Annotated in this window: 21 protein-coding genes and 1 pseudogene; 14 read left to right on the top strand and 8 right to left on the bottom strand. The window is 73.3% G+C overall.

Annotation, left to right across the window (positions count from 1 at the left end; genetic code table 11):
• Positions 1-101: 101 nt before the first annotated feature.
• Complete coding sequence (locus tag ACFYP4_RS30860) at positions 102-980, bottom strand: chitosanase (RefSeq protein WP_388789913.1); 879 nt, start codon at positions 978-980, stop codon at positions 102-104.
• Positions 981-1,123: 143 nt separating this feature from the next.
• On the opposite strand from ACFYP4_RS30860, the gene ACFYP4_RS30855 reads away from it, so the two are divergent.
• Both ACFYP4_RS30855 and ACFYP4_RS30850 read left to right on the top strand, forming a co-directional pair.
• Positions 1,124-1,843 carry a vWA domain-containing protein gene (locus ACFYP4_RS30855; protein ID WP_388789910.1) on the top strand — a complete coding sequence of 240 codons (720 nt, stop codon included), beginning with the start codon at positions 1,124-1,126 and terminating at the stop codon, positions 1,841-1,843.
• Positions 1,840-2,391 carry a HutD family protein gene (locus ACFYP4_RS30850; RefSeq protein ID WP_388789907.1) on the top strand — a complete coding sequence of 184 codons (552 nt, stop codon included), beginning with the start codon at positions 1,840-1,842 and terminating at the stop codon, positions 2,389-2,391. The genes ACFYP4_RS30855 and ACFYP4_RS30850 overlap by 4 nt, the downstream gene beginning before the upstream one ends.
• A 309-nt stretch (positions 2,392-2,700) precedes the next feature.
• On the opposite strand, the gene ACFYP4_RS30845 is transcribed toward ACFYP4_RS30850, so the two are convergent.
• Positions 2,701-3,681 carry an acyl-CoA dehydrogenase family protein gene (locus tag ACFYP4_RS30845; protein WP_358852033.1) on the bottom strand — a complete coding sequence of 327 codons (981 nt, stop codon included), beginning with the start codon at positions 3,679-3,681 and terminating at the stop codon, positions 2,701-2,703.
• Complete coding sequence (locus tag ACFYP4_RS30840; protein ID WP_358852032.1) at positions 3,681-4,826, bottom strand: acyl-CoA dehydrogenase family protein; 1,146 nt, start codon at positions 4,824-4,826, stop codon at positions 3,681-3,683. Before ACFYP4_RS30840 ends, ACFYP4_RS30845 begins: the two co-directional genes overlap by 1 nt.
• 226 nt (positions 4,827-5,052) lie before the next feature.
• On the opposite strand from ACFYP4_RS30840, the gene ACFYP4_RS30835 reads away from it, so the two are divergent.
• The 3 genes from ACFYP4_RS30835 to ACFYP4_RS30825 are packed head-to-tail and all read left to right on the top strand — an operon-like array spanning position 5,053 to position 7,666.
• Positions 5,053-5,844 (top strand): SDR family oxidoreductase, encoded by a 792-nt coding sequence (locus ACFYP4_RS30835; RefSeq protein WP_358852031.1) that lies wholly within the window; start codon positions 5,053-5,055, stop codon positions 5,842-5,844.
• Between the two features lie 30 nt (positions 5,845-5,874).
• Positions 5,875-6,489, top strand: a complete 615-nt coding sequence (locus tag ACFYP4_RS30830) for a TetR/AcrR family transcriptional regulator (RefSeq protein WP_388789903.1) — start codon at positions 5,875-5,877, stop codon at positions 6,487-6,489.
• A gap of 19 nt (positions 6,490-6,508) precedes the next feature.
• The gene (locus tag ACFYP4_RS30825; RefSeq protein WP_388789900.1) at positions 6,509-7,666 is read left to right on the top strand and encodes an acetyl-CoA C-acetyltransferase; all 1,158 of its coding nucleotides are present in this window, start codon (positions 6,509-6,511) and stop codon (positions 7,664-7,666) included.
• Between the two features lie 55 nt (positions 7,667-7,721).
• Here the strand turns inward: ACFYP4_RS30825 and ACFYP4_RS30820 are convergent, their stop codons facing one another.
• The 4 genes and pseudogenes from ACFYP4_RS30820 to ACFYP4_RS30805 all read right to left on the bottom strand — a co-directional run bounded on the left by ACFYP4_RS30820 (position 7,722) and on the right by ACFYP4_RS30805 (position 11,408).
• Positions 7,722-8,813: an NAD(P)H-dependent flavin oxidoreductase gene (locus tag ACFYP4_RS30820; protein WP_388789897.1), complete on the bottom strand. Its 1,092-nt coding sequence runs from the start codon at positions 8,811-8,813 to the stop codon at positions 7,722-7,724.
• Positions 8,814-8,962: 149 nt separating this feature from the next.
• Positions 8,963-9,658, bottom strand: a pseudogene (locus tag ACFYP4_RS30815) (CoA-transferase subunit beta); the annotation flags it as partial.
• A gap of 110 nt (positions 9,659-9,768) precedes the next feature.
• Positions 9,769-10,635: a CoA-transferase gene (locus ACFYP4_RS30810; RefSeq protein ID WP_358852027.1), complete on the bottom strand. Its 867-nt coding sequence runs from the start codon at positions 10,633-10,635 to the stop codon at positions 9,769-9,771.
• Positions 10,632-11,408, bottom strand: coding sequence for an enoyl-CoA hydratase family protein (locus tag ACFYP4_RS30805; RefSeq protein ID WP_358852026.1), 777 nt, complete (start codon positions 11,406-11,408; stop codon positions 10,632-10,634). The genes ACFYP4_RS30810 and ACFYP4_RS30805 overlap by 4 nt, the downstream gene beginning before the upstream one ends.
• An 83-nt stretch (positions 11,409-11,491) precedes the next feature.
• Between ACFYP4_RS30805 and ACFYP4_RS30800 the strand changes: the two genes are divergently transcribed.
• Positions 11,492-12,241 (top strand): SDR family oxidoreductase, encoded by a 750-nt coding sequence (locus ACFYP4_RS30800; protein WP_388789893.1) that lies wholly within the window; start codon positions 11,492-11,494, stop codon positions 12,239-12,241.
• 1 nt (position 12,242) lies between these two features.
• Positions 12,243-13,175, top strand: a complete 933-nt coding sequence (locus tag ACFYP4_RS30795; RefSeq protein ID WP_388789890.1) for an SDR family oxidoreductase — start codon at positions 12,243-12,245, stop codon at positions 13,173-13,175.
• 144 nt (positions 13,176-13,319) lie between these two features.
• On the opposite strand, the gene ACFYP4_RS30790 is transcribed toward ACFYP4_RS30795, so the two are convergent.
• Positions 13,320-14,219 carry a hypothetical protein gene (locus ACFYP4_RS30790; protein ID WP_358852023.1) on the bottom strand — a complete coding sequence of 300 codons (900 nt, stop codon included), beginning with the start codon at positions 14,217-14,219 and terminating at the stop codon, positions 13,320-13,322.
• A 197-nt stretch (positions 14,220-14,416) separates the two neighbouring features.
• Here ACFYP4_RS30790 and ACFYP4_RS30785 point away from each other — a divergent pair, with 197 nt between their 5' ends.
• From ACFYP4_RS30785 to ACFYP4_RS30755, 7 genes are all read left to right on the top strand, one after another.
• Positions 14,417-15,196 (top strand): serine protease, encoded by a 780-nt coding sequence (locus ACFYP4_RS30785; protein ID WP_358852022.1) that lies wholly within the window; start codon positions 14,417-14,419, stop codon positions 15,194-15,196.
• 411 nt (positions 15,197-15,607) lie between these two features.
• A complete protein-coding gene (locus ACFYP4_RS30780) occupies positions 15,608-15,979 on the top strand; it encodes a chorismate mutase (RefSeq protein WP_358852021.1) in 372 nt (123 codons plus the stop codon).
• A 202-nt stretch (positions 15,980-16,181) separates the two neighbouring features.
• On the top strand, positions 16,182-18,680 hold the full coding sequence (pepN, locus tag ACFYP4_RS30775; protein WP_358852020.1) for an aminopeptidase N: 2,499 nt from the start codon (positions 16,182-16,184) through the stop codon (positions 18,678-18,680).
• An 818-nt stretch (positions 18,681-19,498) separates the two neighbouring features.
• Positions 19,499-20,932: a pyridoxal phosphate-dependent decarboxylase family protein gene (locus ACFYP4_RS30770; protein ID WP_388789885.1), complete on the top strand. Its 1,434-nt coding sequence runs from the start codon at positions 19,499-19,501 to the stop codon at positions 20,930-20,932.
• The gene (locus ACFYP4_RS30765; protein ID WP_388789882.1) at positions 20,929-22,347 is read left to right on the top strand and encodes a lysine N(6)-hydroxylase/L-ornithine N(5)-oxygenase family protein; all 1,419 of its coding nucleotides are present in this window, start codon (positions 20,929-20,931) and stop codon (positions 22,345-22,347) included. Before ACFYP4_RS30770 ends, ACFYP4_RS30765 begins: the two co-directional genes overlap by 4 nt.
• Positions 22,348-22,428: 81 nt before the next feature.
• Complete coding sequence (locus tag ACFYP4_RS30760; protein WP_388789879.1) at positions 22,429-22,980, top strand: SigE family RNA polymerase sigma factor; 552 nt, start codon at positions 22,429-22,431, stop codon at positions 22,978-22,980.
• Positions 22,977-24,326, top strand: coding sequence for a PQQ-binding-like beta-propeller repeat protein (locus ACFYP4_RS30755; protein ID WP_388789876.1), 1,350 nt, complete (start codon positions 22,977-22,979; stop codon positions 24,324-24,326). Before ACFYP4_RS30760 ends, ACFYP4_RS30755 begins: the two co-directional genes overlap by 4 nt.
• Positions 24,327-24,369 lie beyond the last annotated feature (43 nt).

The following is a 24,369-nucleotide window of genomic DNA, read 5'->3' as shown; positions in this document are numbered from 1 at the left end:
CACAGACGTCCCGTACAAAGGCGTACGGAACTGAACGCGGCGCCTGCCCCGTCCCCGACCGGACCTGGGCGGGCGCCGTGGTGCGTCCGCGCCCGGCCCGGCTACTCCACCCGGTACGGCTCCCCGTACACCTTCCACTCCAGCGGGGTGTCGAGGTCCAGGTTGCCGTCGTAGAGGAAGCGGCGCTGGGCGGTGTCGATACGGGTCGTGTCGCGGTGGTCGGGAGAGGCCTTCATGGCACGACGGCGGACGTCGAGGAAGATGTCGAGGTACTCCTTCTCGGGGCCGCCCTCGGCCGGGGTGTCCGCCTCCGCGACGGCCCGCTCGCGCAGGCCGTCGAAGCCGTCGGGGCCGCGGCCCGCGCCGTGCATGACCATCGCGTCGTAGTAGACGAACTGCCCGAGCGTGCCGAGGCCGTCGCGCTCGGCGCGCCGGACCGCCGGACGGAAGTACACGCGGTCCCGTTCGGCGTCCTGGACCCGGCGGAACGCCGCGACGCGGGCCTCCGCCCGCCAGGCGGCCGTGAACCCCGGGCCGAGGCCGCGGTGGGAGTCCGTGCCGTCGACGTCGCGCAGCGCGGGGAGGTAGCGGGCGAGGCGGTTGCCGGGGTGGCCCTTCGTGTAGCGCTCCACCACGGTCAGCAGGTCGTGGGTGCCGGAGCAGAAGCCGACGATGCCCGCGGTGTAGCCCCGCCCGTCGCCGATGTCCTCGATGTAGCCGTACTGCCCGCGCCAGTCGAGCGTGGAGTTCTCGGCACTCGACACCAGCTGCTGCGCCAGCTCCTTCTTGTCCGGCGCGGCGAGCCCGGCCCGCCGGCCGGCCGCCGGTTCCGCCGTCGTGCTCCCGGGCCCCGCGTGCCGTGACGCGGTGGCCCGGCCCTTGTCGTGCTCCGTGCCGGAGTGACCGGCCGGCGCGCACGAGAGAACCGTCGCGGCCACGAGAGGGACGGTGACCCACAGCGGGCCGACGGCACGTTTCATGCCGCACAGGGTACGGCGGGACCGGGCGCGGAGGCGGACCGGGCCGGGCACCGGGAGAGGTGGGTGGGCCCCGGATGACGTGGGCACGGTGCCGTAATCTCGGCATCCGCGTCACCCGACGACGCCCCGGGAAGGGAGCCCGCATGACCGGAATCGGCCTCACCGAGGTGGCGGAGACGGCGCCCGCCCTGGTCAGCCTGTACAAGACCGCCGGGGTCTCCCTCACCAAGAACGGGCTGGACGGACAGCGGGCCGCCGTCTACCTCGTCGTCGACTACTCGGGCTCGATGAAGCCGTACTACAAGGACGGCAGTGTGCAGGCGCTCGCCGACCGCGTGCTCGGTCTCGCGGCGCACTTCGACGACGACGGGACGGTCCCGGTCGTCTTCTTCTCGACCGGCATAGACGCCGTCACCGACATCGCGCTCGCCGGGCACCGGGGCCGGATCGAGCAGATCACGGCCGGGCTCGGGCACATGGGCAAAACCAGCTACCACCTGGCGATGGACGCGGTCATCGACCACTACCTCGACAGCGGCTCCACCGATCCGGCCCTCGTCGTCTTCCAGACCGACGGCGGACCGATCAACAAGCTCGCCGCCGAACGGTACCTGTGCAAGACGGCGAAACTGCCGCTGTTCTGGCAGTTCATCGGCTTCGGCGACCCGGGCAGCAGGCAGTTCGACTTCCTGCGCAAGCTCGACGAACTCGCCGTACCGCAGAAGCGGGTCGTCGACAACGCCGGTTTCTTCCACGCGGGTCGGGAGCCGCGCGAGGTCTCCGACGCCGAGCTGTACGACCGCCTGGTCGGCGAGTTCCCGCAGTGGCTGGCGGCGGCACGGGCGCGCGGGATCGTCCGGTGATCCGGCCGCTGCCCGCCGCGGGGCGGGTTGCCGTGCCCTGGAAGAACGGCGGCGGCGTCGCGCGCGAGATCGCGGCCTGGCCGCCGGGCACGGACATGACGGACTTCGCATGCCGGGTGAGCCTCGCCGAGGTCGGCGCGGACGGACCGTTCTCCGCGTTCCCCGGCGTCGACCGCACCCTGACCCTCGTCGAGGGCGCCGGGATGGACCTGACGGTGGGCGGCGAGCGCCGGCTCGTCGACACGCGCCACGCCCCGCGGCACTTCCGCGGTGACGAGCCGACCCACTGCCGGCTCATCGCCGGGCCGGTGGTGAACCTCAACGTCATGTGGAGAAGGGACGGCGGCCGTCCCGCCCCGACCGTCGCGGTGGTACGCGGCACACTGTCCCTGCCCGCCGCGCCCGCGCTGGTCGTCACGCTCGACGGGAGCGCCGAGGTGGCGGGGGCGGCCCTCGGCCCCTACGACGCGGTGCTGCTGGCCGGCGCGCACACCGTCCTGCGCGCGACGGGCCGCACGGCCGTCATCGGCAACGTGCCGCGGGACTGACGGCCCCGGGGCCGGCCTCGGCAACGTGCCGCGGGACTCACCGCCGGGGCCGTCCTCGGTGACGTGCCGTGGGATTCACCGCCCCGGGGCCGTCCTCGGCGACGTGCCGCAGCACCGACGGCCCCGGGAGATCCGCCCGGTCGTCGACTCCCGCGCCGTCGGGGGCGCGGGTCGCCCCCTCCCGCCGGCTGCGCGCCCGGCCCACCCGCGCCCCGTACGGGCCGGGGAGGCTGCGCGCCCGGCCCGCCCGCGCCCCCGTACCGGCCGGGGACGCGGACCCCGGCGCCGACGGGGGAGCAGCACCGGGACTCACCGGCCGCGATCACCCCCACCGAGGACAGCGGCCCGGCACTCGGACGGCGTCCCCCAGGCCGTCCGCAGGGCGCGTGCCCTGGTCAGCCACAGCGAGAGGTCGTACTCCGCGGTGTAGCCGATCGCGCCGTGCAGCTGGAGGGCCGCCCGTGCCGTCGCGTACGCGCTCTCGCAGGCCATGACCTTGGCGGCGGCCACGTCGGCGGGGTCCATGGTGACGGCGGCGCCGAACAGCAGCGGCCGGGCGAACTCCAGGGCCGTCTTGGCGTCCGCCAGCCGGTGCTTGACGGCCTGGAACGAGCCGACCGGAACACCGAACTGGGTGCGCCGCCCCACGTACGCGACGGTCCGCTCCAGCAGCGCCAGCCCGGTGCCCAGGGCCTGGGCGGCGGTGGCGAGCCGGGCCCAGGCGAGGGCGCGGGCGCTCGCGCGGATGACGCCGGGACCTGCCGCGAGGAGCTCACCGCCCGGCAGCGGGCGGGTCAGCGGGCGGGCCCTGTCCAGCGAGCCGTGCACCGGACCGTGCCCGGGGGCGGCCCGCAGCTCGTCCCCGGTCACCACCAGGATCACCTCGGCCGCCTCACCGTCCAGCACGCATGCGTCCCCGAGGGCCAGCGTGGCGAGGGCCCCGCCCGACACCAACGCCGGCAGCAGCCGCCCGGCCGGCCCCGGGGCCCCGAGCTCCGCCAGCAGGACGCCGGCCGCCGCCGTCTCCACCAGCGGCCCGGGAACCCCGTGCCGCCCCAACTCGACGAACGCCACCGAGAGTTCCACGGGGAGCGGGCCGACCCCCTCGTACGTCACGGACACCGGCAGCGCGAAGACGCCCGCGTCGGCGAGCCGGGACCACAGGGCGCGACCCGGCGCGCGGTCGCCCGCACCCCACGCCCGGACGACGGCGGGTGTGTCCGCGGCCGTCAGCATCGCGTCGAGCGAGCGGGCGAAGGCACGCTGCTCGGCGTCGAGGAGGAAACGCATCAGCGGCGGCCCTTCGGCAGGCCGAGCAGCCGCTCGGCGACGATGTCGCGCTGGATCTCGTTGGTGCCCGCGTACAACGGGCCGGCCAGCGCGAAGACGTACCCCTGCGCCCAGCCGGTGCCCGCCGACTCCCCGTCCGCGCCCAGCAGATCGAGCGCCGTCTCGTGCAGCGCGATGTCGTACTCGGACCAGAACAGCTTGTTCAGACTGGACTCCGCTGCGAGCGCCTCGCCCGCGGCGAGACGGGACGCCTGGGCACAGGCGAACAGCTGGTAGGCGCGGGCGCCGATCACCGCGTCCGCCACCCGGTCCCGCAGGGCCGTGTCCGCCGGATCGGCGCGGGAGCGCCACAGTGCGGTCAGCCGGCCGGCGGCGGCGAGGAAACGGCCCGGGGAGCGGAGCGCCGGACCGCGTTCGTCGCCCGCCGTCGACATGGCGACCCGCCAGCCGTCGCCCGGCTCGCCGATCACGTCCTCGTCCGGCACGAAGACCTCGTCCAGGAAGATCTCGGCGAAGGCGGGTTTCCCGTCGAGGCGGCCGATGGGCCGGACCGTGACGCCGGGCGCCCGCAGGCCGAACATCAGATACGTCAGCCCCAGGTGCCGCCTCGGCGCGGCGGTATCGCTGCGGAACAGGCCGAACGCCCGGTCCGCGAACGCCGCCCGTGACGACCACGTCTTCTGCCCGCTCAGCAGCCAGCCCCCGTCGGCGCGCACCGCGCGGGAGGTGAGCGAGGCCAGGTCGGACCCCGCTTCCGGCTCGGACCACGCCTGCGCCCAGACGGTCTCGCCGCGGGCCATGGGGGGAAGCACGCGGGCCCGCTGCTCCTCGGTGCCGTGGGCGAAGAGCGTCGGGGCGAGCAGGCTGACGCCGTTCTGGCCGACCCTGCCCGGGGCGCCGGCCGCGTAGTACTCCTCCTCGAAGACCAGCCACCGGAAGAGGTCCGCGTCCCGGCCGCCGTACCGCGCCGGCCAGGACACCACCGACCAGCGGTCCGCGGCCAGTTCGGCCTCCCACGCGCGGTGCGCGGCGAAGCCCTCCGCGGTCTCCAGGGAGGGCAGCGGCACCGGCGGGACGTGGCGCGCGAGCCAGGCCCGGGCCTCGGCGCGGAACGCCTCGTCGTCGGGGGAGTGCGTGAGGTCCATGGACGGCACCCTTCGGTGGCGGGCTCGGGGCGGCGGGACGGGTATCGGAGCTTTGGCCGGTGTCGGGGGCGTTGGTCGGTGTCAAGGGCGTTGGCCGGTGTCGAGGCGCTGGACGGTGTCGGGGCGTTGGCAGCCGAGGGACGGCGGCGGTCACGGGACGACGGAAGCCGCGGGGCGGTCGCGACGCGGCTTCCCTAACAAGTGTTTGGTAGGTTAGCTTGAAGGCATGAGCGACGTCGAGAGTCCGGCGTACGTGCCCGGGCACGGGCTGCTGAGGGACCGCACCGCCGTCATCACCGCCGCGGCGGGCGCCGGCATCGGCGGGGCCACCGCACGCCGCTTCCTGGAGGAGGGCGCGCGCGTGCTGCTCAGCGACGCGCACCCCCGCCGCCTCCAGGAGACCGCCGCCGCCCTCGCCGAGGAGTTCGGCGCCGCGCACGTGGCCGCGCTGCCCTGCGACGTCACCGACGAGACCCAGGTCCAGGCCCTCTTCGACACCGCCACCGGACTCCACGGCCACCTGGACGTCGTCGTCAACAACGCGGGCCTGGGCGGGACTTCACCGCTCGTCGACATGACCGACGAGCAGTGGTCGAAGGTGCTCGACGTGACACTGACCGGCACGTTCCGGTGCACCCGGGCCGCACTGCGGCGGTTCGCGGCCCACGGCCGGGGCGGAGCGGTCGTCAACAACGCCTCCGTCATCGGCTGGCGCGCCCAGGCCGGGCAGGCGCACTACGCGGCGGCCAAGGCCGGGGTGATGGCGCTCACCCGGTGCGCGGCCGTGGAGGCCGCCGCCCACGGGGTCCGGGTCAACGCCGTCGCCCCGAGCCTCGCGATGCATCCGCACCTGGTGAAGGTGACCACCCCCGAACTCCTGGCGGAACTCACCGCCCAGGAGGCCTTCGGACGGTACGCCGAGCCCTGGGAGGTGGCCAACGTGATCGTCTTCCTGGCGTCCGGCTACTCCTCGTACATGACCGGCGAGGTCGTCTCCGTCAGCAGCCGGCATGCGTAGGACGAAGGGCCGAGGGACCACAATGGACCCGTGCCTACCAAGAAGAAGTCCCAGGTGACCGCGTCACCGGAGCGACGCCGTGAACTCCTCGGCACGGCCGCCGAGGTCTTCGCCGAACAGGGCTACAACGCCACCACCGTCCGCAAGATCGCCGACCACGCCGGAATGCTCGCGGGCAGTCTCTACTACCACTTCGACTCCAAGGAGTCGATGCTGGAGGAGATCCTGCGGACCTTCCTCGACGAGCTCTGGGACGGCTACGACACCGTCCTCGCCGCCGAACTCGGCCCCAGGCAGACCCTGGAGGCCCTGGTCACCGAGTCCTTCCGGGAGATCGACCGGCACCGCGCCGCCGTCGCGATCTACCAGAAGGAGTCGAAACACCTCGCCGCGCAGGAGCGGTTCGCCTTCCTCGCCGCGTCGCAGCGCAACTTCGAGAAGGCGTGGCTCAGCACCCTGGAGCGCGGTGTCGCCGCCGAGGTCTTCCGCGCCGACCTGGACATCCGGCTCGCCTACCGGTTCGTGCGCGACACGGTGTGGGTCGCCGCGTCCTGGTACCGGCCCGGCGGACAGCACAGCCCCGAGGAGATCGCCCGGCAGTACCTGTCGATGGTGCTGGACGGGATCTCCCTGCGCGACACGTGAACCCCGGAGGGACACCGTCATGGCCGAGGCCTACATCGTCGAAGCGGTCCGCACACCCGTCGGGCGACGGGGCGGGGGACTTGCCGGCGCCCATCCGGCGGACCTGGGCGCGCACGTCCTCAGGGCCCTCGTCGCACGGTGCGGGGTGGACCCGGCCGCCGTCGAGGACGTCGTCTTCGGCTGCCTGGACACGGTGGGCCCGCAGGCCGGCGACATCGCCCGCACCTCCTGGCTGGCGGCCGGACTGCCCGAGGAGGTGCCCGGCGTCACCGTCGACCGGCAGTGCGGATCCTCCCAGCAGGCCGTCCACTTCGCGGCCCAGGCGGTCCTGTCCGGCACGCAGGACCTGGTGGTCGCGGGCGGCGTCCAGAACATGACCCAGATCCCCATCGCCTTCGCCTCCCGGCAGGCCGCCGAACCGCTCGGCCTGAGCCAGGGACCCTTCGCGGGCAGCGAGGGCTGGCGGTCCCGCTACGGCGACCGGCCCGTCGACCAGTTCCACGGCGCCGAACTGATCGCCGCCACGTGGGGCATCACCCGCCGCGCCCAGGAGGAGTTCGCCCTCCGCTCCCACCAGCGGGCCGTACGCGCCCTGAACGAGGGCCGCTTCGCCCGCGAGACCGTGGCGTACGGGAAGGTCACCGCCGACGAGGGACCGCGCCGGGACACCTCGCCGGAGAAGATGGCCGCCCTGAAGCCGGTCGTCGAGGGCGGCACGATCACCGCCGCCTGCTCCTCCCAGATCTCCGACGGCGCCGCCGCGATGCTGCTCGCCTCCGAGCGTGCCGTACGGGACCACGGGCTGACCCCGCGCGCCCGGGTCCACCATCTCTGCGTACGCGGTGAGGACCCCGTCCGCATGCTGTCCGCGCCCATCCCGGCCACCGCGCACGCCCTCAGGAAGACCGGCATGACCCTCGACGACATCGACCTCGTCGAGATCAACGAGGCCTTCGCACCGGTCGTCCTCGCCTGGCTCGCCGAGACCGGAGCGGACCCGGACAAGGTCAACGTCAACGGCGGCGCGATCGCGCTGGGCCACCCCCTCGGCGCCACCGGCGTGAAGCTGATGACGACCCTGCTGCACGAACTGGAGCGCACCGGCGGCCGTTTCGGGCTCCAGACCATGTGCGAGGGCGGTGGCCAGGCGAACGTGACGATCATCGAGCGGCTCTGAAGTCCCCGGACCGTGGGCGCACGCGGGACAGCCGGTCCGGATCCGGGAGTGGGTCTCAGAGGGTCATTGCCCCGGACGGGGGCGCCTCCGGGGCGGGGGCCCCGGGTGCCGGCAGCGCGTGCAGTGTCGCGTGGGCCTGCGCCATCACCCGCTCGACCAGCTCCGCGCACGACGGCAGATCCTCGATCACACCCGCGACCTGCCCCGCCGCCATCACCCCCAGATCCGTACGTCCGTCGACCATCGACGCCTTGAGCAGCATGGGCGCGTTGGCGGCGAGCAGGACCTGGCTCCAGGTGAGGTCCCTGCCGTGTCTCATGGCGAGCCCGTCACGCATCATCCGGGACCAGGAGAGACCGGAGACTCTCCGTAACCCGGCGGCCCGGCGGAGCGCCCGGACCAGGGACGCCGTACGGCCCGCGCCCTCCAGGGAGTCGACGAGGTCCGTGCGCAGCATGCGGTGCGGCAGTCCGTCGACGGCCGTGGTGACCGTCACGTCCCCGACCGCCGCCGCCAGGTACCTCGCCTTCACGGCGTCCGGGACCGTCGAGTCGGACGTCAGCAGGAAGCGCGTGCCCATCGCCACGCCCGCCGCGCCGTACGCCAGTGCGGCCACCAGCCCCCGGCCGTCGTGGAAGCCGCCCGCCGCGACGACCGGGACACCGACCGCGTCCACCACCTGCGGCAGCAGCACGGACGTCGCGACCTCGCCGGTGTGCCCGCCGCCCTCGCCGCCCTGCACGATCACCGCGTCGGCGCCCCAGGCGGTCACCTTCTCGGCGTGCCGCCGCGCCCCGACGGAGGGGACGACGACCACGCCCGCCGCCTTCAGCTCGGCGATCAGCTCGCGCGAGGGGGCGAGGGCGAAGGACGCGACACGCACCCCCTCCTCCACGAGGATCCGCACCCGGTCGCCCGCGTCCCCCGCGTCCGCCCGCAGATTCACCCCGAACGGTGCGTCCGTACGGGACTTGACCTCCCGCACGGCCTCTCGCAGCCGGCCGGGCGTCATCGTCGCGGAGGCCAGGATCCCGAGGGCGCCCGCGTTCGCCGTCGCGGAGACCAGGCGCGGGCCGGCCACCCACCCCATGCCGGTCTGCACGATCGGGTACCGGACGCCGACGAGCCGGGTGAACGAGGTCTCCATCAGCGCCCGGCCCCACGCGCGGGGACGGGGCCGGGACCGGTGACCGTGCCCGGACCGATGGCTGAGCCGGAGCCGGAGCCGGGGCCGGGGCCGGTGACCGTGCCGGGACCGGTGGCTGTGCCGGGACCTGCGACCGCGCCGGCGTCGGGAACCTCGTGGTCTCTGACGCCCTCCGGGTCGATGACCTCGCGCAGCAGCTCCCGCTCCTCCCGCGTCGGTTCACGGGTGCGGGGCACCTCGTCCGGGACGTGCAGCTCGAACCCCGTCGCCGCTCTGACCTGCTCGACCGTGACCCCCGGATGCAAGGAGACGAGGCGCATCACGTGGTCCGGGGTGGCGAAGTCGAAGACGCCGAGGTCGGAGACAACCCGGGGGATGCGGTGGAAGCGGGTGGCGCTCAGCCCCGCCGCCGAGGCACTGTCGTACCCCACCCCGCACACCACGTCGACCGCCGCGACGAAGACGCGCGGGGAGTGCTTCGGCACCCAGTAACTGGTCGGGTTGTTCAGGGTGTTGACCGGGGCACCCCGCACGCCGAGCAGCTGGCGGGCGGGCCGGGACCAGTCGCCGATGCACGAGATGTTCTGGTTGCCGAAGCGGTCGAGCTGGCTCGCGCCCATCATCACGTGCCGCCGGCCACCCGTCACCATGGCCAGGTGCTGCCGGTAGGGCAGCCAGCCCTCCGGTGTGCCGTCCGGCCCGACGAGCGTCGCCTCGCCGTCCGTCAGCAGCAGGTCCGGCGCGAAGGTGCGCCTGGCGAGCCGGGCACCCAGGGACGGGATCACACCCATCGCGGCGGCGAGCACCTCGCCGTCCCCCCGCCAGGCATCGGCGCAGGCGATCACGCAGTACTCGGCGCGGGTGGGCGGCGGGAGGGGTGCCGTGGACCCGGCCGGCGGCGCCCCGGCGGGCGGGGGAGCGGGTGGGGCCGGGGGCGGGGGTGCTGCGGGTGTGCTCACGGGGTCCGCTCCTTCTGCCAGGCCTGGACGGCACGCTGGTAGGCCCGCTCGTCGCCGTCGAGGAACCGCGCGGCGAACTCGGCGTACGGCGTGGTGGCGTACAGCTTCTGGAAGGCCTCGTCCCGGCCGTGGTCCGGGGCGCAGGACGTGAAGTGCGCGCCGTTCGGCGTCTCGATCACCCCGGTCACGTACGACCTTTTCAGCAGCAGCGTCTGGGGCGCGGCCTGCCGGGTCAGCGCGGCGGTGTCCACGAGCCGTTCGCACGAGACGTAGGCGGCGTCGGCGGCCTCGCAGAACAGGTCGTCGAAGTACGGGTCGGGGCCCAGATACCGGGCGTTGCCGAGGCGGTCCGCTCGGTTCATGTGGACCAGCGCGGCGTCCAGGTGCAGGGCGGGCATGGCGACGAACTCCTCCCGGATCCCCGTCGACGCGTCGGCGTACGGCGAAGTGACCGTCCGCAGGCCGGGGTTGACCCGCATCACGGCCGAGCCGATCCCGGCCCGCACCGGCAGGAAGGGCAGCCGGTTCGCCGCCGCGTGCAGTCCCCACATGAACATCGCCTCGTCGACCTCGGTCAGCTCGAAGTCCGCCCGCTGCCGCGCCGCGCGGTAGTGCGGTTCGAGCGGGATCGAGTCAAGGGTCACGAAGGCGGCGACGAGTCTGTGGATCCGCCCGGCCGCGGCCAGCAGACCGACGTCCGGCCCGCCGTACGACACGACGGTGAGGTCACCGATGTCCGTCCGGAGCAGCGCTCTCACCAGAGCCATCGGCTTGCGGCGTGAGCCCCAGCCGCCGATGCCGAGTGTCATCCCGCTCTCCAGCCGGCCGACCGCCTCCTCCGCCGACATCGTCTTGTCGCTCACCGCGCCTCCTCCTGCTTGCCGCGCTGGCTGCGCCTGCCGCCGAAGGTGTCGCGGACGCGGCCGGCGGCCCCGCTGAGATTCGCCTCGAAGGTGAAGCCCTGCTCGAAGCGGTAGCTGCGGCGCACGTCGACGGGGTCGATGCCGTTGATCGAGGCCTTGGCCAGCCGCAGGAGATCGCCGTCCTTGGCGGCCATCTCGCGGGCCAGCGCCCGCGCGGACGCGTCGAGTCCACCGCGCGGCACGACCTGCCAGACCGAGCCGTGCGCGCGCAGCTCGGCCGCGGTCGCGGTGCGCGAGGTGAAGTACAGGACGCGCATCAGGTGGGGCGGGACCAGCCGGGCGAGATGCGTGGCGGCGCCGAGCGCGCCCCGGTCCAGCTCGGGCAGCCCGAACACGGCGTCCTCGCTGGCCACGATCGCGTCCGCGTTCCCCACCAGGCCTATGCCGCCGCCCAGGCAGAAGCCGTGCACCGCGGCGATCACCGGGACCTCGCACTCGTACACCGCGGCGAAGGCCTCGAAGCAGCCCCTGTTCGCCCCGATCAGCGCGCCGTGACCCCTGGTGTCCCGCTGCAGCTCCTTGATGTCGACGCCCGCGTTGAACCCGCGCCCCTCGGCTCTCAGCACGACGCAGCGGACCCCGGGGTCGCGCCCGGCCGACCGGACCGCGTCGGCCAGCGCGAACCAGCCCCGCACCGGCAGCGCGTTCACCGGCGGGTAGTCGACCGTGACGACGGAAATCCCCTTTTCCGGGGACGAGGTGGAGACACCCATGGACGCATCAGCTACCTTTCCACCAAACGTTTGTTAGGTGCACTGCCGAAGCTAGCAGCGAACGCATCCGAGCGGGAGGCCCTGTGGACAACGCGGATCTCGGCGGCAGGACCGTCGTCGTCACGGGCGGCACCCGGGGGGTCGGCGCCGGGATCGCGCGGGCCTTCGCCTCCGCGGGCGCCGACGTCGTGGTCTGCGCGCGCCGGCCGCCGCCGCGGCCCTTCGCGGGCGTCCGCTTCGCCGCCGTCGACCTGAGGGACCCGGCCGCCGTCCGCGACCTCTTCGAGGACCTGGCCCGGGTCGACGTCCTCGTCAACAACGCCGGCGGCAGCCCGCACCGGCTCCTCGCGGAGTCGGAGGCCGAGCGGCACGCCCGCGTCATCGAGCTCAACCTCACCGCGCCGCTGACCGCCTCGCTCGCCGCGCGCCGCCGACTGTGCCGTACCCGGGGGGCGATCGTGATGGTCGGCAGCGTCAGCGGCACCCGGCCCTCACCCGGCACGGCGGCCTACGGCGCGGCCAAGGCGGGCCTGGAGAGTCTGGCCCGCTCGATGGCCGTCGAGTGGGCCCCCGACATCCGGGTCAACACCCTCGTCGTCGGCATGGTCCGCACCGAGCGTTCCCACCTGCACTACGGCGACGCGGACGGGGTCGCCGCCGTCGCCCGGACCGTCCCGCTCGGCCGCCTCGCCGAACCCGGCGACGTGGGCCGGGCCGCCGTCTTCCTCGCCTCCGACGCCGCCGCCTACATCACCGGCGCGAGCCTGCTCGTGCACGGCGGCGGGGAACGGCCCGCCTTCCTCGATGCCGCGACCGTCAACAGGGGGAGCTGACATGAGTGCACCGCTGCTGTGCGAGGGGCGGGTCGTGGTGGTGACGGGCGCGGGCCGCGGACTCGGCCGGGCGCACGCCCTCGCGTTCGCCGCGCAGGGCGCCCGCGTCGTCGTCAACGATCTCGGGGTCGGCCTCGACGGCACCCCGGACCCCGACAGCCCCGCCGCGCGGGTGACCGAGGAGATCCGCGCGGCCGGCGGTACGGCGGTGGCCCACGACGGCGACATCGCGACCACCGAGGGCGCCGCGTCCCTCGTACGCACCGCGCTGGACGCCTACGGGCGCCTCGACACCCTCGTCAACAACGCCGGTTTCCTGCGCGACCGGATGCTGGTCAACCTCGACGAGGACGACTGGGACGCCGTGCTGCGCGTCCACCTCAGGGGGCACTTCCTGCCGCTCCGGCACGCGGCGGCGCACTGGCGGGCGGAGACGAAGGCGGGCCGCCCGCCGCGGGCCCGCGTCGTCAACACCAGCAGCGGCGCGGGCCTTTCGGGATCGGTGGGACAGGGCAACTACAGCGCCGCGAAGGCCGGGATCCTCGGCCTGACCCTGGTCGCCGCGGCCGAACTCGCGCGGTACGGCGTCCAGGTCAACGCCATCGCCCCGGCGGCCCGCACCCGCATGACCGAACGGACCTTCGCGCAAACCATGGCCGCGCCGGGCAGCCCCGGCGCCTTCGACGCGATGGCCCCGGAGAACGTGTCACCGCTGGTCGTCTGGCTCGGCTCCGCCGCCTGCGCGGGCGTCACCGGACGGGTCTTCGAGGCCGAGGGCGGACGCATCACGGTGATGGAGGGCTGGCGCCCGGGCCCCACCGCCGACAAGGGCGCGCGGTGGACACCCGCCCAGGCAGGGGAGACGGTACGGGGACTACTGGCGGAAGCGGTCCGTCCGGCGGCGGTGTACGGGGCGACGGGCGGGGTGTTGTAGCGACGGACGAGATGCTGTGGCGACGGGCGGGGTGCTGTAGCGACGGACGAGATGCTGTAGCGATGGACGGGGTGCCGTAGCGCGTGCGGGCCGGAGCGCTCCGGCGGTCCGGTGCCCCGCCTCCCGCCGGGCCCCGCCGCCCGTTCAGGTGTCGCACTCCAGGACCGTCCGGCACAGGGCGCAGCGGGCCCGGACGCGACCGCGGACGGGGACGCGGATGCGCTGGTGGCAGGTGGGGCAGGGGAAGGAGACGCGGAGCGACCCGCCGTCGTCCGGGGCGAAGGTGTAGGGCGCGTCCGGCCGGGAGCCGGGCCCGGTCCCGTGGGCCCGGGCGTGCCGGCGGTCCTGCGCGTACCGGCGGCGCCCCGCCCAGCCCGCCGCGGTCAGCGGCGGCTGCCGCTCGTCCCCGTGCGCCTGCTGAAGCCCCTTGGTGTACGCGGTGTACGCCTGCGGGCTGGTGAACCAGATCGACGGGTCCTCGCCGAAGACCAGGGCGCGCTTGGCGAGGACGTAACCGAACTCCTCCGGGGTGAGGTAGCCGAGCTTCTGCGAGGAGGCGGCGTCCTCGCGGAAGGCGTCCAGCAGGAGCCAGCCCGCGCCGAGATACGCCGCAGCCGTGTCCGTGAGGATCTCGTTGTCCCGGGTGCCGGGGAAGGAGAGGTCGAGACGGTGCAGGTAGACGTGCATCACCTCGTGGGCGAGGGCGGCCCCGATGTCACGCCGATGGGCGCGGAACCGGTCGTTGAGCTCCACGAAGTACTCGGGCCCTGCGGTGAGTTCGACGTTCGCGGCATGGGTCATCTCGCGGAATCCGACGACCATCCGGGCGTCCGGCAACCGGTAGTGGCGCACCATCTCGCGGGCGACGCGCTGGGCGCCCAGATGCAGGTCGTCGGTGTCGCAGAAGGCCACGTCGGCGGGGGCCACGCTGGCCGCGAACGTCTGGACCGTGTCGCAGGACAGCCGCCGGTACAGCGCGGTGATCGACGCCCGCACGGTGTCCAGGTGCGGGTAGCCGTGCTCGACCGGTCCGCCGTTCGCCACGTCCGCACCCCCTGAAGACGCCGGAACAGGCCCTGGGGGGACCTGGACTCCTCTCCACTCTAAAGCGCCGTCCGCCGTGGCCGGAAAGGGAGCCTTGTGGGACGAGCGCGCGGATCTCCATAATCCAACCCCCACGTTGTCGCGGTCATGCCATTCGACTCCGCTTCGTGGTGCAACCCCCCACGAAAGGAAGCACGTTGAAGACTCTCCAGAAGCTCACCGGACTCAGACGCCTGCTCGCCGTCGGCGCCGTGACCCTCGCCGCCGTCTCCCTCCAGCCCCTGTCCGCGCAGGCCGCACCGCAGCCCGTCGTCGGCGGGACCCGGGCGGCACAGGGCGAGTTCCCGTTCATGGTGCGCCTCTCCATGGGCTGCGGCGGCGCCCTGTACGCCAAGGACGTCGTCCTGACCGCCGCGCACTGTGTGAACGGCTCCGGCAACAACACGTCCATCACCGCCACCGCCGGCGTCGTCGACCTGCAGAGCAGCAGCGCGACCAAGGTCAGATCGACCAAGGTCCTCCAGGCACCCGGCTACAACGGCAAGGGCAAGGACTGGGCCCTCATCAAACTCGCCAGGCCGATCGAACAGCCCACCCTGAAGATCGCCACCACCACCGCCTACAACAGCGGGAACTTCACCGTCGCCGGGTGGGGCGCCGCACGCGAGGGCGGTGCCCAGCAGCGGTATCTGCTCAAGGCCACCGTTCCCTTCGTCGACGACGCCACCTGCCGCCAGGCCTACGGCAGCGACCTCGTCCCCGGCGACGAGATCTGCGCCGGATTCCCGCAGGGCGGTGTCGACACCTGCCAGGGCGACTCCGGCGGCCCCATGTTCCGCAAGGACGACACCGGCGCGTACCTCCAGGTCGGCATCGTCAGCTGGGGCGAGGGCTGCGCGCGCGCCGGCTACCCGGGCGTCTACAGCGAGGTGTCGACCTTCGCGGCGGACATAGCCCGGGCGGCGGCCGGACTCTAGACCCCACGGCCGCCGGAGCCGGCGCACACGGCAGACCGGACGCCCGCGCGGCGGCATACGGCACACGGGACGCCCGCGGCGGCATACGGCACACGGGACGCCCGCGGCGGCATACGGCACACGGGACGCCCGCACACGGCACACGGGACGCCCGCGCGTGGCACAGGGCTCAGACTCCCGTGACCGGCTCGCGGGCGTCCTTCCGTACCGCGGGCGTCCTGCCGTACGCCGCCACCCGCGCGCTCGTACGCGTCCGGCGACCGCGCGCTCGTACGCGTCCGGCGACCGCGTGCCGGGACCAAGGCGTTCACCCGCGCCCGGCCGGGCGCGGTGCGGCCGTAGCGGCCGGACACCGGACAGCGACGATCCGCCGATCATCGAAGGACCGGCCGCCCCTTAGGGTGGACCCCCATGACCCACGGCAACACCAACGAAGCGACCACTCCGGGCGGCAACGGCGGGACCGACCCCGCCGTGCGCGCCGAACTCGGCCGGCTCCGCGACAGCATCGACAACATCGACGCCGCCGTCGTCCACATGCTCGCCGAACGCTTCAAATGCACCCAGCAGGTCGGACACCTCAAGGCCGAGCACCAGTTGCCGCCCGCCGACCCCGCCCGCGAAGCCCGCCAGATCGCCCGGCTGCGGCAGCTCGCCGAGAACGCGAAACTCGACCCGGCCTTCGCGGAGAAGCTGCTCAACTTCATCATCGCCGAGGTGATCCGCCACCACGAGCACATCGCCGACCACTCCGGCAGCGGCCCGACCGACCCGGGGCAGTGACAGCCGGCCACACGGGCAGCGGCCCGACCGGCCCGGGGGAGTGACGGCCGGCCCCGCCGGCACGATCCGCACGCCCGTCGGGCGCGGCCACCCGCCGTGACCGTCGGGACGCGCGACCCACCCGGTACACGACCGGCGCCGCCCCGCGGACAAAGGCCGTGTACCGATCCGACGCTGTGCCATCCCGGGGGCATCAGGCAGCATGTCCCCCATGTCCGTACTGACGCGCGACGAAGCGCAGACCCGTGCCAAGCTCCTCGACGTCCACCGCTACACGATCGCACTCGACGTGACCGGCGGAGACGAGACCTTCGACTCCCGCACCGTCATCCACTTCACGGCCCGCGCGGACGCGGACACCTTCGTCGAGCTCAAGCCCGCCGACCTGCGCTCCGTCACCCTCGACGGACAGCCCCTGGACCCCGCCACCCTGAGCGGCAACCGGCTGCCGCTCACCGGCCTCACCGCGGGCGAGCACGAACTGCGCGTCGACGCCGCCATGCGCTACTCCCGCACCGGCGAAGGCATGCACCGCTTCACCGACCCCACCGACGGCGAGACCTACCTCTACACCCAGCTGTTCATGGACGACGTCCAGCGCGTCTTCGCCGCCTTCGACCAGCCCGACCTGAAGGCCGTCTTCGAGCTGTCCGTCCACGCCCCCGACGGCTGGACCGTCCTCGCCAACGGCATCACCGAACACCTCGGCGAGGGCCGCTGGAAAGCCGCGCCCACCCCACCGGTCTCCACCTACCTCGTCGCCGTCGCCGCCGGCCCCTGGCACTCCGTACGCACCGAACACCGGGGCCTGCCCTTCGGCATCCACTGCCGCCGCTCCCTGGCCCCCCACCTGGACGCCGACGCCGACGAGATCCTCGACGTCACCCGCGCCTGCTTCGACCGCTACCACGAGAAGTTCGAGGAGCCCTACCCCTTCGACTCCTACGACCAGGCGTTCGTCCCCGAGTTCAACGCCGGCGCCATGGAGAACCCCGGACTCGTCACCTTCCGCGACGAGTTCATCTACCGCTCCGCCGTCACCGACACCGAGCGACAGACCCGCGCCATGGTCATCGCCCACGAAATGGCCCACATGTGGTTCGGTGACCTCGTCACCCTGCGCTGGTGGGACGACATCTGGCTGAACGAGTCCTTCGCCGAGTACATGGGCTACCAGACCCTCACCGAAGCGACCCGCTTCGACGACACCTGGACCGACTTCGGCGTCGCCCGCAAATCCTGGGGCTACGACGCCGACCAGCGCCCCTCCACCCACCCCGTCGCCCCCGACCCCGACGCCGTCCCCGACACCGCCTCCGCGATGCTCAACTTCGACGGCATCTCCTACGCCAAGGGCGCCTCCGCACTCCGCCAACTGGTGGCCTGGCTCGGCGAGAAGGACTTCCTCGCCGGCATCAACACCCACTTCGCCCGCCACAAATTCGGCAACGCCACCCTCGCCGACTTCATCGAATCCCTCGCAGACGCCACCGAACGCGACGTGCACGCCTGGGCCCAGGCCTGGCTCCGCACCACCGGCGTCGACACCCTCACCCCCGCCGTCACCGCCGGCGCCGACGGCACCTGCACCCTCACCGTCGACCGCGACGGAAGCCGCCCGCACCGCATCAGCGTCGGCCTCTACGACCACGACCTCACCCACGACGGCCGCCTCACCCCGCGCACCCGCCTCGTACTCGACGTCCCGCAGAGCGCCCCCACCCCCATCGGCAAACGGCCCGCACTGCTCCTCCTCAACGACGGCGACCTCACCTACGCCAAGATCCGCTTCGACCCCGAATCCTTCGCCACCCTCCGCACCTCCCTGTGCCGCCTGCCCGAACCGCTCACCCGCACCGTCGTGTGGAACGCCCTGCGCGACGCGGTACGCGACGGCGAACTGCCCCCCGCCGCCTACCTGGAGGCCGCCCGCGCCCACCTCCCCCACGAGACGGACCTCGCCGTCGTCCAGGGCGTGCTGTCCTTCGCCACCGTCCAGGTCGCCGACCGCTACCTGCCCGCCGCCGACCGCCCCGCCGCCCTCGCCACCCTCACCGACCTGTGCCGCGACCTCATCCGCCGCACCGAGGACGGCTCCGACCCCGGCCTGCGGCTCACCGCCGTACGCCACTGCATCGACGTCGCCGCCCACCCCGACACCATCAGCGCCTGGTTCTCCGAGGGCACCGTCCCCGGCGGACCCGAACTCGACCCCGAACTGCGCTGGCGCATCCTCGGCAGGCTCGCCGTCCTCGGCGCCATCGACGACGCCGTCATCGAGGCCGAACTCGTCCAGGACCCCAGCGCCACCGGCCAGGAAGGCGCCGCCCGCTGCCGCGCCGCACTGCCCGACCCGCAGGCCAAGAGCAAGGCCTGGGACGAGATGTTCGCCTCCGACGACCTCTCCAACTACCTGTTCACCGCCACCGCGCAGGGCTTCTGGCAGCCCGAACAGACCGACCTGCTCCGCCCCTACGTCGAGCGGTACTGGCACGACGCGATCGCCGTCGCCGCCCGCCGCGGCCCCGCCATCGCCGAGGCCGCCGGACGCTGGGCCTTCCCCGTCACCGCCGTCTCCGCGGAAACCCTCCACCTCGGCGAACAGTGCCTGCGCGACGCCGACCCCATCCCCGCCCTCCGCCGCAAACTCACCGACCAGCTCGACGACCTGGCGCGGGCACTGCGGGTGAGGCACGCGTAGGAACGGGACACGGCCCCGGCGCCGTACGACACGAGGGGGCGCCCGGAACCAACCGGACGCCCCCTCCCGCACCCGCGCCGGACCGCACCCACCGGGGGCCCGCTTCCCCGCCGACCTTGGTACGCGGGGAATCCGCCCCGCGCCGGACCGGGCGCCCAGGCGGACAGCCGGCTCCTGCGCCGAACCGGTGGCGCGTGGGATCGCGCCCGACCTGAGCGGGGTACGCAGGGAATCAGATCCGCGCCGAGCAGGGCGCGCGGTGACCCGACTCCGCGCCGACTCCCCGTACGCGGGGGAGGGGGAATCCCGTCTCGGGCCGAACCGGGCACGCAGTCGGCCCGGGGCCGTGCGCCGGACCTCGGCCCGCGGGGAAACCGCCCCGCGCCGGGCTTTGGTACGCGGGGCGTCCGGCCCGCGCTGAGTAGGGCAGGCTCCGCGCCGACCCCCGTACGCGGGGGAATCCCGCCCCGGGCCGAACCGGGCACGCAGTCGGCCCGAGCTGTGCGCCGGACCTCGACCTGCGGGGAATCCGCCCGCGCCGGACCGGGCACGCAGGCAGCAGCATCCTGCACCGAACCCGGTCGGCGGGGAGTCCGCCCCGCGCCGAACCCCGGCCCGCGGGGAGCCCGACCCCGCGCCGAACCCCAGCCCGCGCCGAACCCCGCCCCGCGGTGCCCCCTAGCACCCCCCAGCCCCCCGCACGTTCCTCCCACGTGGCAGTACCCCCTTTCGGGTTTCCGTCGGGGGGCTTTTCGGGCGCGGCGGTCCTCGCGCGTACACGCTGGAACTCCCCGCCCCGCGGCCCTCGGAGGACGCCCATGAGCTCGCCGCCCCTCGCCTCAGGTCCCGGCGGCCCCGCCGCACTGCGGCCGCTGCTCGACACCGTCCTCGACGCGCTGCGCGACGGCGCCGAAACACGCGGCGGCCCCCTGCCCGCGGGCGGCCCCCAGGCCGTCGCCCGGCACGTACGCGACACCGTCGGCGAGGTGCTGCCCCGCGAAGGATCCGACGACGCCCTGCGGCTCCTGGTCCACACCCTCGCCGCAGGCGCCGCCGACCCCGCCGACCCCCTGTGCGCCGCCCACCTGCACTGCCCGCCGCTCGCCGTCGCCACCGCCGCCGACCTCGCCGCCTCCGCCCTCAACCCCTCCCTGGACTCCTGGGACCAGGCCCCCGCCGCCTCCGCACTCGAAGCACTCGTCACCGACGCCCTCGCCGCGGAGATCTACGCACCCACGCCGACCGACCCCGAACACCGCGGCGACGCCGACCCACCCGAAGCGAACACACAACCGAAGAAAGGTGCCGCCGTCGTCACCACCGGCGGCACCGAATCCAACCAGCTCGCCCTCCTCCTCGCCCGCGAGGCCCACCACGGCACCACACTCGTCTGCGGAGCCAACGCCCACCACTCACTGCGCCGCGCCGCCTGGCTCCTCGGCCTGCCCGACCCCGTCGTCGTCCCCGCCCCCGCCGGCACCATGGACCCCGCCGCCCTCGACGACGCCCTCACCGAACTGCGCGGCCCCCGCGGCTCGTTCACCGTCGCCGCCACCGCAGGCACCACCGACGCCGGACTCATCGACCCCCTGACCGACATCGCCGACCTGTGCGCAGCCCACGGAGCCCGCCTCCACGTCGACGCCGCATACGGCGGCGGCCTCCTCCTCAGCGACCGCCACCGCAGCAGACTCGACGGCCTCGCCCGCGCCCACACCGTCACCCTCGACCTGCACAAACTCGGCTGGCAACCCGTCGCCGCCGGCCTCCTCGCCGTACAGAACCCCCACGACCTGCACGTCCTGAACCACCCCACCGACTACCTCAACGCCGACGACGACACCCGGGCCGGACTGCCCGACCTCCTCGGCCGCTCCCTGCGCACCAGCCGACGCCCCGACATCCTCAAGATCGCCGTCACCCTCAAAACCCTCGGCCGCCAAGGACTCGGCGCCCTCGTCGACCGCGTCTGCGCCCTCGCACAGGAACTCGCCACCCTCGTCGAAGCCCACCCCGCCTTCGACCTCTACGACCGGCCGACCCTCAGCACCGTCCTCTTCCGGCCCGCCCACGCCACCGACGACACCGTCGCCGCCCTACGCCGCACCCTCCTCACCGAAGGCCACGCCGTCCTCGGCCGCGCCGCCCCCGACGGCCGCCTCTGGCTCAAAGCCACCCTCCTCAACCCGCACACCCGGCCCGACGACCTGGCCGCACTCCTGAAACTGGTGGAAGGACACACCGCCCGATGAGCCCGACACCCCACCCCCCACACCACGAACCCGAAGCCCCACGCGACCTCGTGGGCATCGGCATCGGCCCCTTCAACCTCTCCCTCGCCGCCCTCGCCCACCCCCTCACCGAACTCGACACCAGCTTCTACGAACAGCGCCCCGCCTTCGACTGGCACCCCGGCCTCCTCATCGACGGCACCACCCTCCAAGTCCCCTTCCTCGCCGACCTCGTCACCCTCGCCGACCCCACCAGCCCCTGGTCCTTCCTCAACTACCTCAGAGCCCGCGACCGCCTCTTCCCCTTCTACTTCGCCGAGCGCTTCCACATCCAGCGCGCCGAATACGACAGCTACTGCCGCTGGGTCAGCGACAACCTCCCCGGACTCCACTTCGGCCACCAGGTCGACGCCGTCCGCTGGATCCCCGAACGCGCCCTCTTCGAAGTCGACTTCACCCAACTCGACACCGACGGCGAAGCCGAAGCCCTCGGCCGCACCCACACCCGCAACCTCGTCATCGGCGTCGGCACCGCCCCCCACATCCCCGACGCCCTCCAACCCCTCGTCGCAGCCCCCGGCGCCCCCGTCATCCACGCCGCCGACTACCTCGAACACCGCGAACACTTCCTCACCGCCGGCCACATCACCGTCGTCGGCGCCGGACAGTCCGGCGCCGAGGTCTTCCTCGACCTGCTCAAGAACCGCCCCCCGGGCCACGAGAAGATCCACTGGCTCGCCCGCACCGAAGCCTTCGCCCCCATGGAGTACTCCAAACTCGGCCTCGAACACTTCACCCCCGACTACACCCGCTACTTCCACGCCCTCACCGAACCCGTACGCGACCGGCTCGTCGCCGCCCAGTGGCAACTCCACAAAGGCATCGACGCCGACACCCTCGCCGCCATCCACGACGAGCTCTACCGCCGCACCCTCCACGGCGGCTGGCCCGACGCCGTCCTCACCCCCGCCGTCAACGTCCGCACCGCCGGACGCGTCGCCACCACCAAAGTCGAACTCCACCTCGAACACGTCCAGCAGGGCACCCGCTCCCGCCTCACCACCGACGCCGTCGTCCTCGCCACCGGCTACCGCGAACGCCCCCTCGGACGCATCCTCGCCGGACTCGACCCCTACCTCCGCCGCGACAGCGCCGAACGCCCTCGCATCGACGACCACTTCCGCCTCGTCCTCGACCCCTGCGTCACCGGCCGCGTCCACGTCCAGAACGCCGAACTCCACACCCACGGCGTCGGCACCCCCGACCTGGGCCTCGCCGCGTGGCGCAGCGCCACCATCCTCAACTCCCTCACCGGCAAGGACCCCTACCCGCTCCCCGACCGGACCTCCTTCACCACCTTCGGACTCGAACCCCGCCCCCACATCCCCACCGCCCACCAGACCCCCGTCCTCACCCCCCTGATCGACGAACGCTAGAAAAAACGACACCAGATCACCCACGAGGGATAGCCGCAGGCCGCTCACCACGTCGTGATGGATGCGAGAAGGGGAGGGCTGATGGAGGCCTCAAGTCACGACGAGTTCCGCGAGTTCGTAGCCATGCGCTCCACCGCGCTGCTGCGGCTCGCGGTACTGCTCACCGGCGGGGACCGGCACGCCGCCGAAGACCTGCTGCAGATCGCGCTGATGAAGGCCTACGGGCGCTGGACACACATCGAGCAACCCGAGGCGTACATCCGCCAGATCATGTACCGCCAACAGGTCAACCGGTGGCGGCTGCGCAGACACCGCGCCGAGACGACGGTGCCGGTACTGCCCGAACCGGACATCGAGTCCGCCACCGAACCGGACTCCGAACTGCGCATCGCGCTGTGGGCCGCCCTCGGCCGGCTCACCAAACGGCAACGCGCCGTGGTCGTGCTCCGCTACTTCGAGGACCTGCCGGAAGCCGAGGTCGCGACGCTGCTCGGCTGCCCGGTCGGCACCGTACGCAGCACGGCACACCGCTCGCTCGCCAAACTCCGGACGCTCGTACCGGAACTCGGACCCGGACAGCCCACGGGACAAACGCAGCAGCTCAGCTACACCTCTGAGGGGATCCAGGGATGACGACGGAGCACGTGGAGGAAAAGGTCCGGGAGACACTGCACGCGGTCGCCCTCGACCGGGTGCGAGCCCCCGGAGACCTGGCCGAGAAAGTCGTACGGCGACACACCAGGCGTCGCCTCACCCAGGCCGCGGGCGCGGTGGCCGCCGTCACCGCGATCACCGCCGGAGCGGTCTTCGGCCTCGACGCCGGCACCACGACGGAACAACCCCCGCCCACACGTCCGGCGGCGTCCCCGCAGGGCTGGCAGCCGTGGCGGAACGCCACCCCCGGCGCCACCGAACGACACTGCCTCGTCGACGGCTCCGCCCTGTACTGCAGCGGAACCAAGTACGACGTCGCCAAATTCGACGCCAACACCGGGAAACGCCTGTGGACGGTCAAGGTCAACCGCGAAGGCGACGGCATCAGCGGCCCGTTCGCCGCGCGCGACGGCGTCATCTACACCTACCGCAACCACACCGCGCACAACACGCCGGACGGCGACTACGCCGGCGGCACCGACCTGATGGCGGTGGACGCCGACAACGGCACCACGCTGTGGAAGGCCGAGATGCCGCAGGACGACCGCACCGACCAGGCCGCCATGCTCATCGACGGCGCCGTCCTCGCCAACACCCCGACACTGCGCACCATGTCCGCCCTGGACCCGCTGACCGGCAAGGAGAAATGGCGCCACACCTGGGACAAGGGCACCGTCTGCCAACGAGCGGTCCTCAGCGGCACACCCCACCTCCTGTGCACCCGGGACACCGAGAAACCGCACGACTCCGAACTCCTCCGGCTCGACCCCGAAACCGGAATCACCGAGAAGACCACGACCGTCCCCGGCAGGCAGCAGCTCCTCGGAACCTCCCGGAACCGGCTCGTCCTCCTCGAGGACAACAGCACGCCCGGCCAGAACCGCCGGGTCACCACCTTCACCAAAACGGGAGAGCGGACCACACACCCCTACCCGCTCGAAGGCCGACTCGCCAAGCTGGACCTCGTAGGCGACCACCTCATCGCCGTCACCTGGAAAGGCACAGCCACGGCCTACTCACCCACCACCGGAAAAACCCTCTGGACCAGCCCCGCCGGCATCAAGATGCCCCCGAGTGACACGATGACCGGCATCGCCTCTCCCGTCGTGTCCGCGGCACAGGGAACCGTGTACTTCTACGGCCCGAACGGTGACCTGTCCGGCCTCGACCTGCGCACCGGCAAACAGGTCTGGCACACCCACATCGACCCCCCGGAAACCGGACCCCACTACGGGCCCTCCCCCCAGCTCCTCCGCTACGAGGACACCCTGATCACCCGCAACGGCAGCAAGATCGTCTCCCTGCTGCCACCCACCGGACACTGACCCGACACACACACGGCCGGGGCGCACCACCACCGCCCCGGCC

This window comes from Streptomyces sp. NPDC005551 (genome assembly GCF_042871785.1).
In the GTDB taxonomy this organism is placed as follows: domain Bacteria; phylum Actinomycetota; class Actinomycetes; order Streptomycetales; family Streptomycetaceae; genus Streptomyces.
Note: the sequence above shows the minus strand (reverse complement) of the source record. Positions and strands in the feature narration are given on the sequence as shown.

Coding starts and splice junctions, on each gene's coding strand:
- ACFYP4_RS30760 (WP_388789879.1), top strand. CDS start 22,429: ATGGAGGCCTCAAGTCACGACGAGTTCCGCGAGTTCGTAGCCATGCGC.
- ACFYP4_RS30840 (WP_358852032.1), bottom strand. CDS start 4,826: ATGGACCTCACGCACTCCCCCGACGACGAGGCGTTCCGCGCCGAGGCC.
- ACFYP4_RS30855 (WP_388789910.1), top strand. CDS start 1,124: ATGACCGGAATCGGCCTCACCGAGGTGGCGGAGACGGCGCCCGCCCTG.
- ACFYP4_RS30860 (WP_388789913.1), bottom strand. CDS start 980: ATGAAACGTGCCGTCGGCCCGCTGTGGGTCACCGTCCCTCTCGTGGCC.
- ACFYP4_RS30805 (WP_358852026.1), bottom strand. CDS start 11,408: ATGGGTGTCTCCACCTCGTCCCCGGAAAAGGGGATTTCCGTCGTCACG.
- ACFYP4_RS30770 (WP_388789885.1), top strand. CDS start 19,499: ATGAGCTCGCCGCCCCTCGCCTCAGGTCCCGGCGGCCCCGCCGCACTG.
- ACFYP4_RS30780 (WP_358852021.1), top strand. CDS start 15,608: ATGACCCACGGCAACACCAACGAAGCGACCACTCCGGGCGGCAACGGC.
- pepN (WP_358852020.1), top strand. CDS start 16,182: ATGTCCCCCATGTCCGTACTGACGCGCGACGAAGCGCAGACCCGTGCC.
- ACFYP4_RS30765 (WP_388789882.1), top strand. CDS start 20,929: ATGAGCCCGACACCCCACCCCCCACACCACGAACCCGAAGCCCCACGC.
- ACFYP4_RS30845 (WP_358852033.1), bottom strand. CDS start 3,681: ATGCGTTTCCTCCTCGACGCCGAGCAGCGTGCCTTCGCCCGCTCGCTC.
- ACFYP4_RS30755 (WP_388789876.1), top strand. CDS start 22,977: ATGACGACGGAGCACGTGGAGGAAAAGGTCCGGGAGACACTGCACGCG.
- ACFYP4_RS30795 (WP_388789890.1), top strand. CDS start 12,243: ATGAGTGCACCGCTGCTGTGCGAGGGGCGGGTCGTGGTGGTGACGGGC.
- ACFYP4_RS30835 (WP_358852031.1), top strand. CDS start 5,053: ATGAGCGACGTCGAGAGTCCGGCGTACGTGCCCGGGCACGGGCTGCTG.
- ACFYP4_RS30820 (WP_388789897.1), bottom strand. CDS start 8,813: ATGGAGACCTCGTTCACCCGGCTCGTCGGCGTCCGGTACCCGATCGTG.
- ACFYP4_RS30825 (WP_388789900.1), top strand. CDS start 6,509: ATGGCCGAGGCCTACATCGTCGAAGCGGTCCGCACACCCGTCGGGCGA.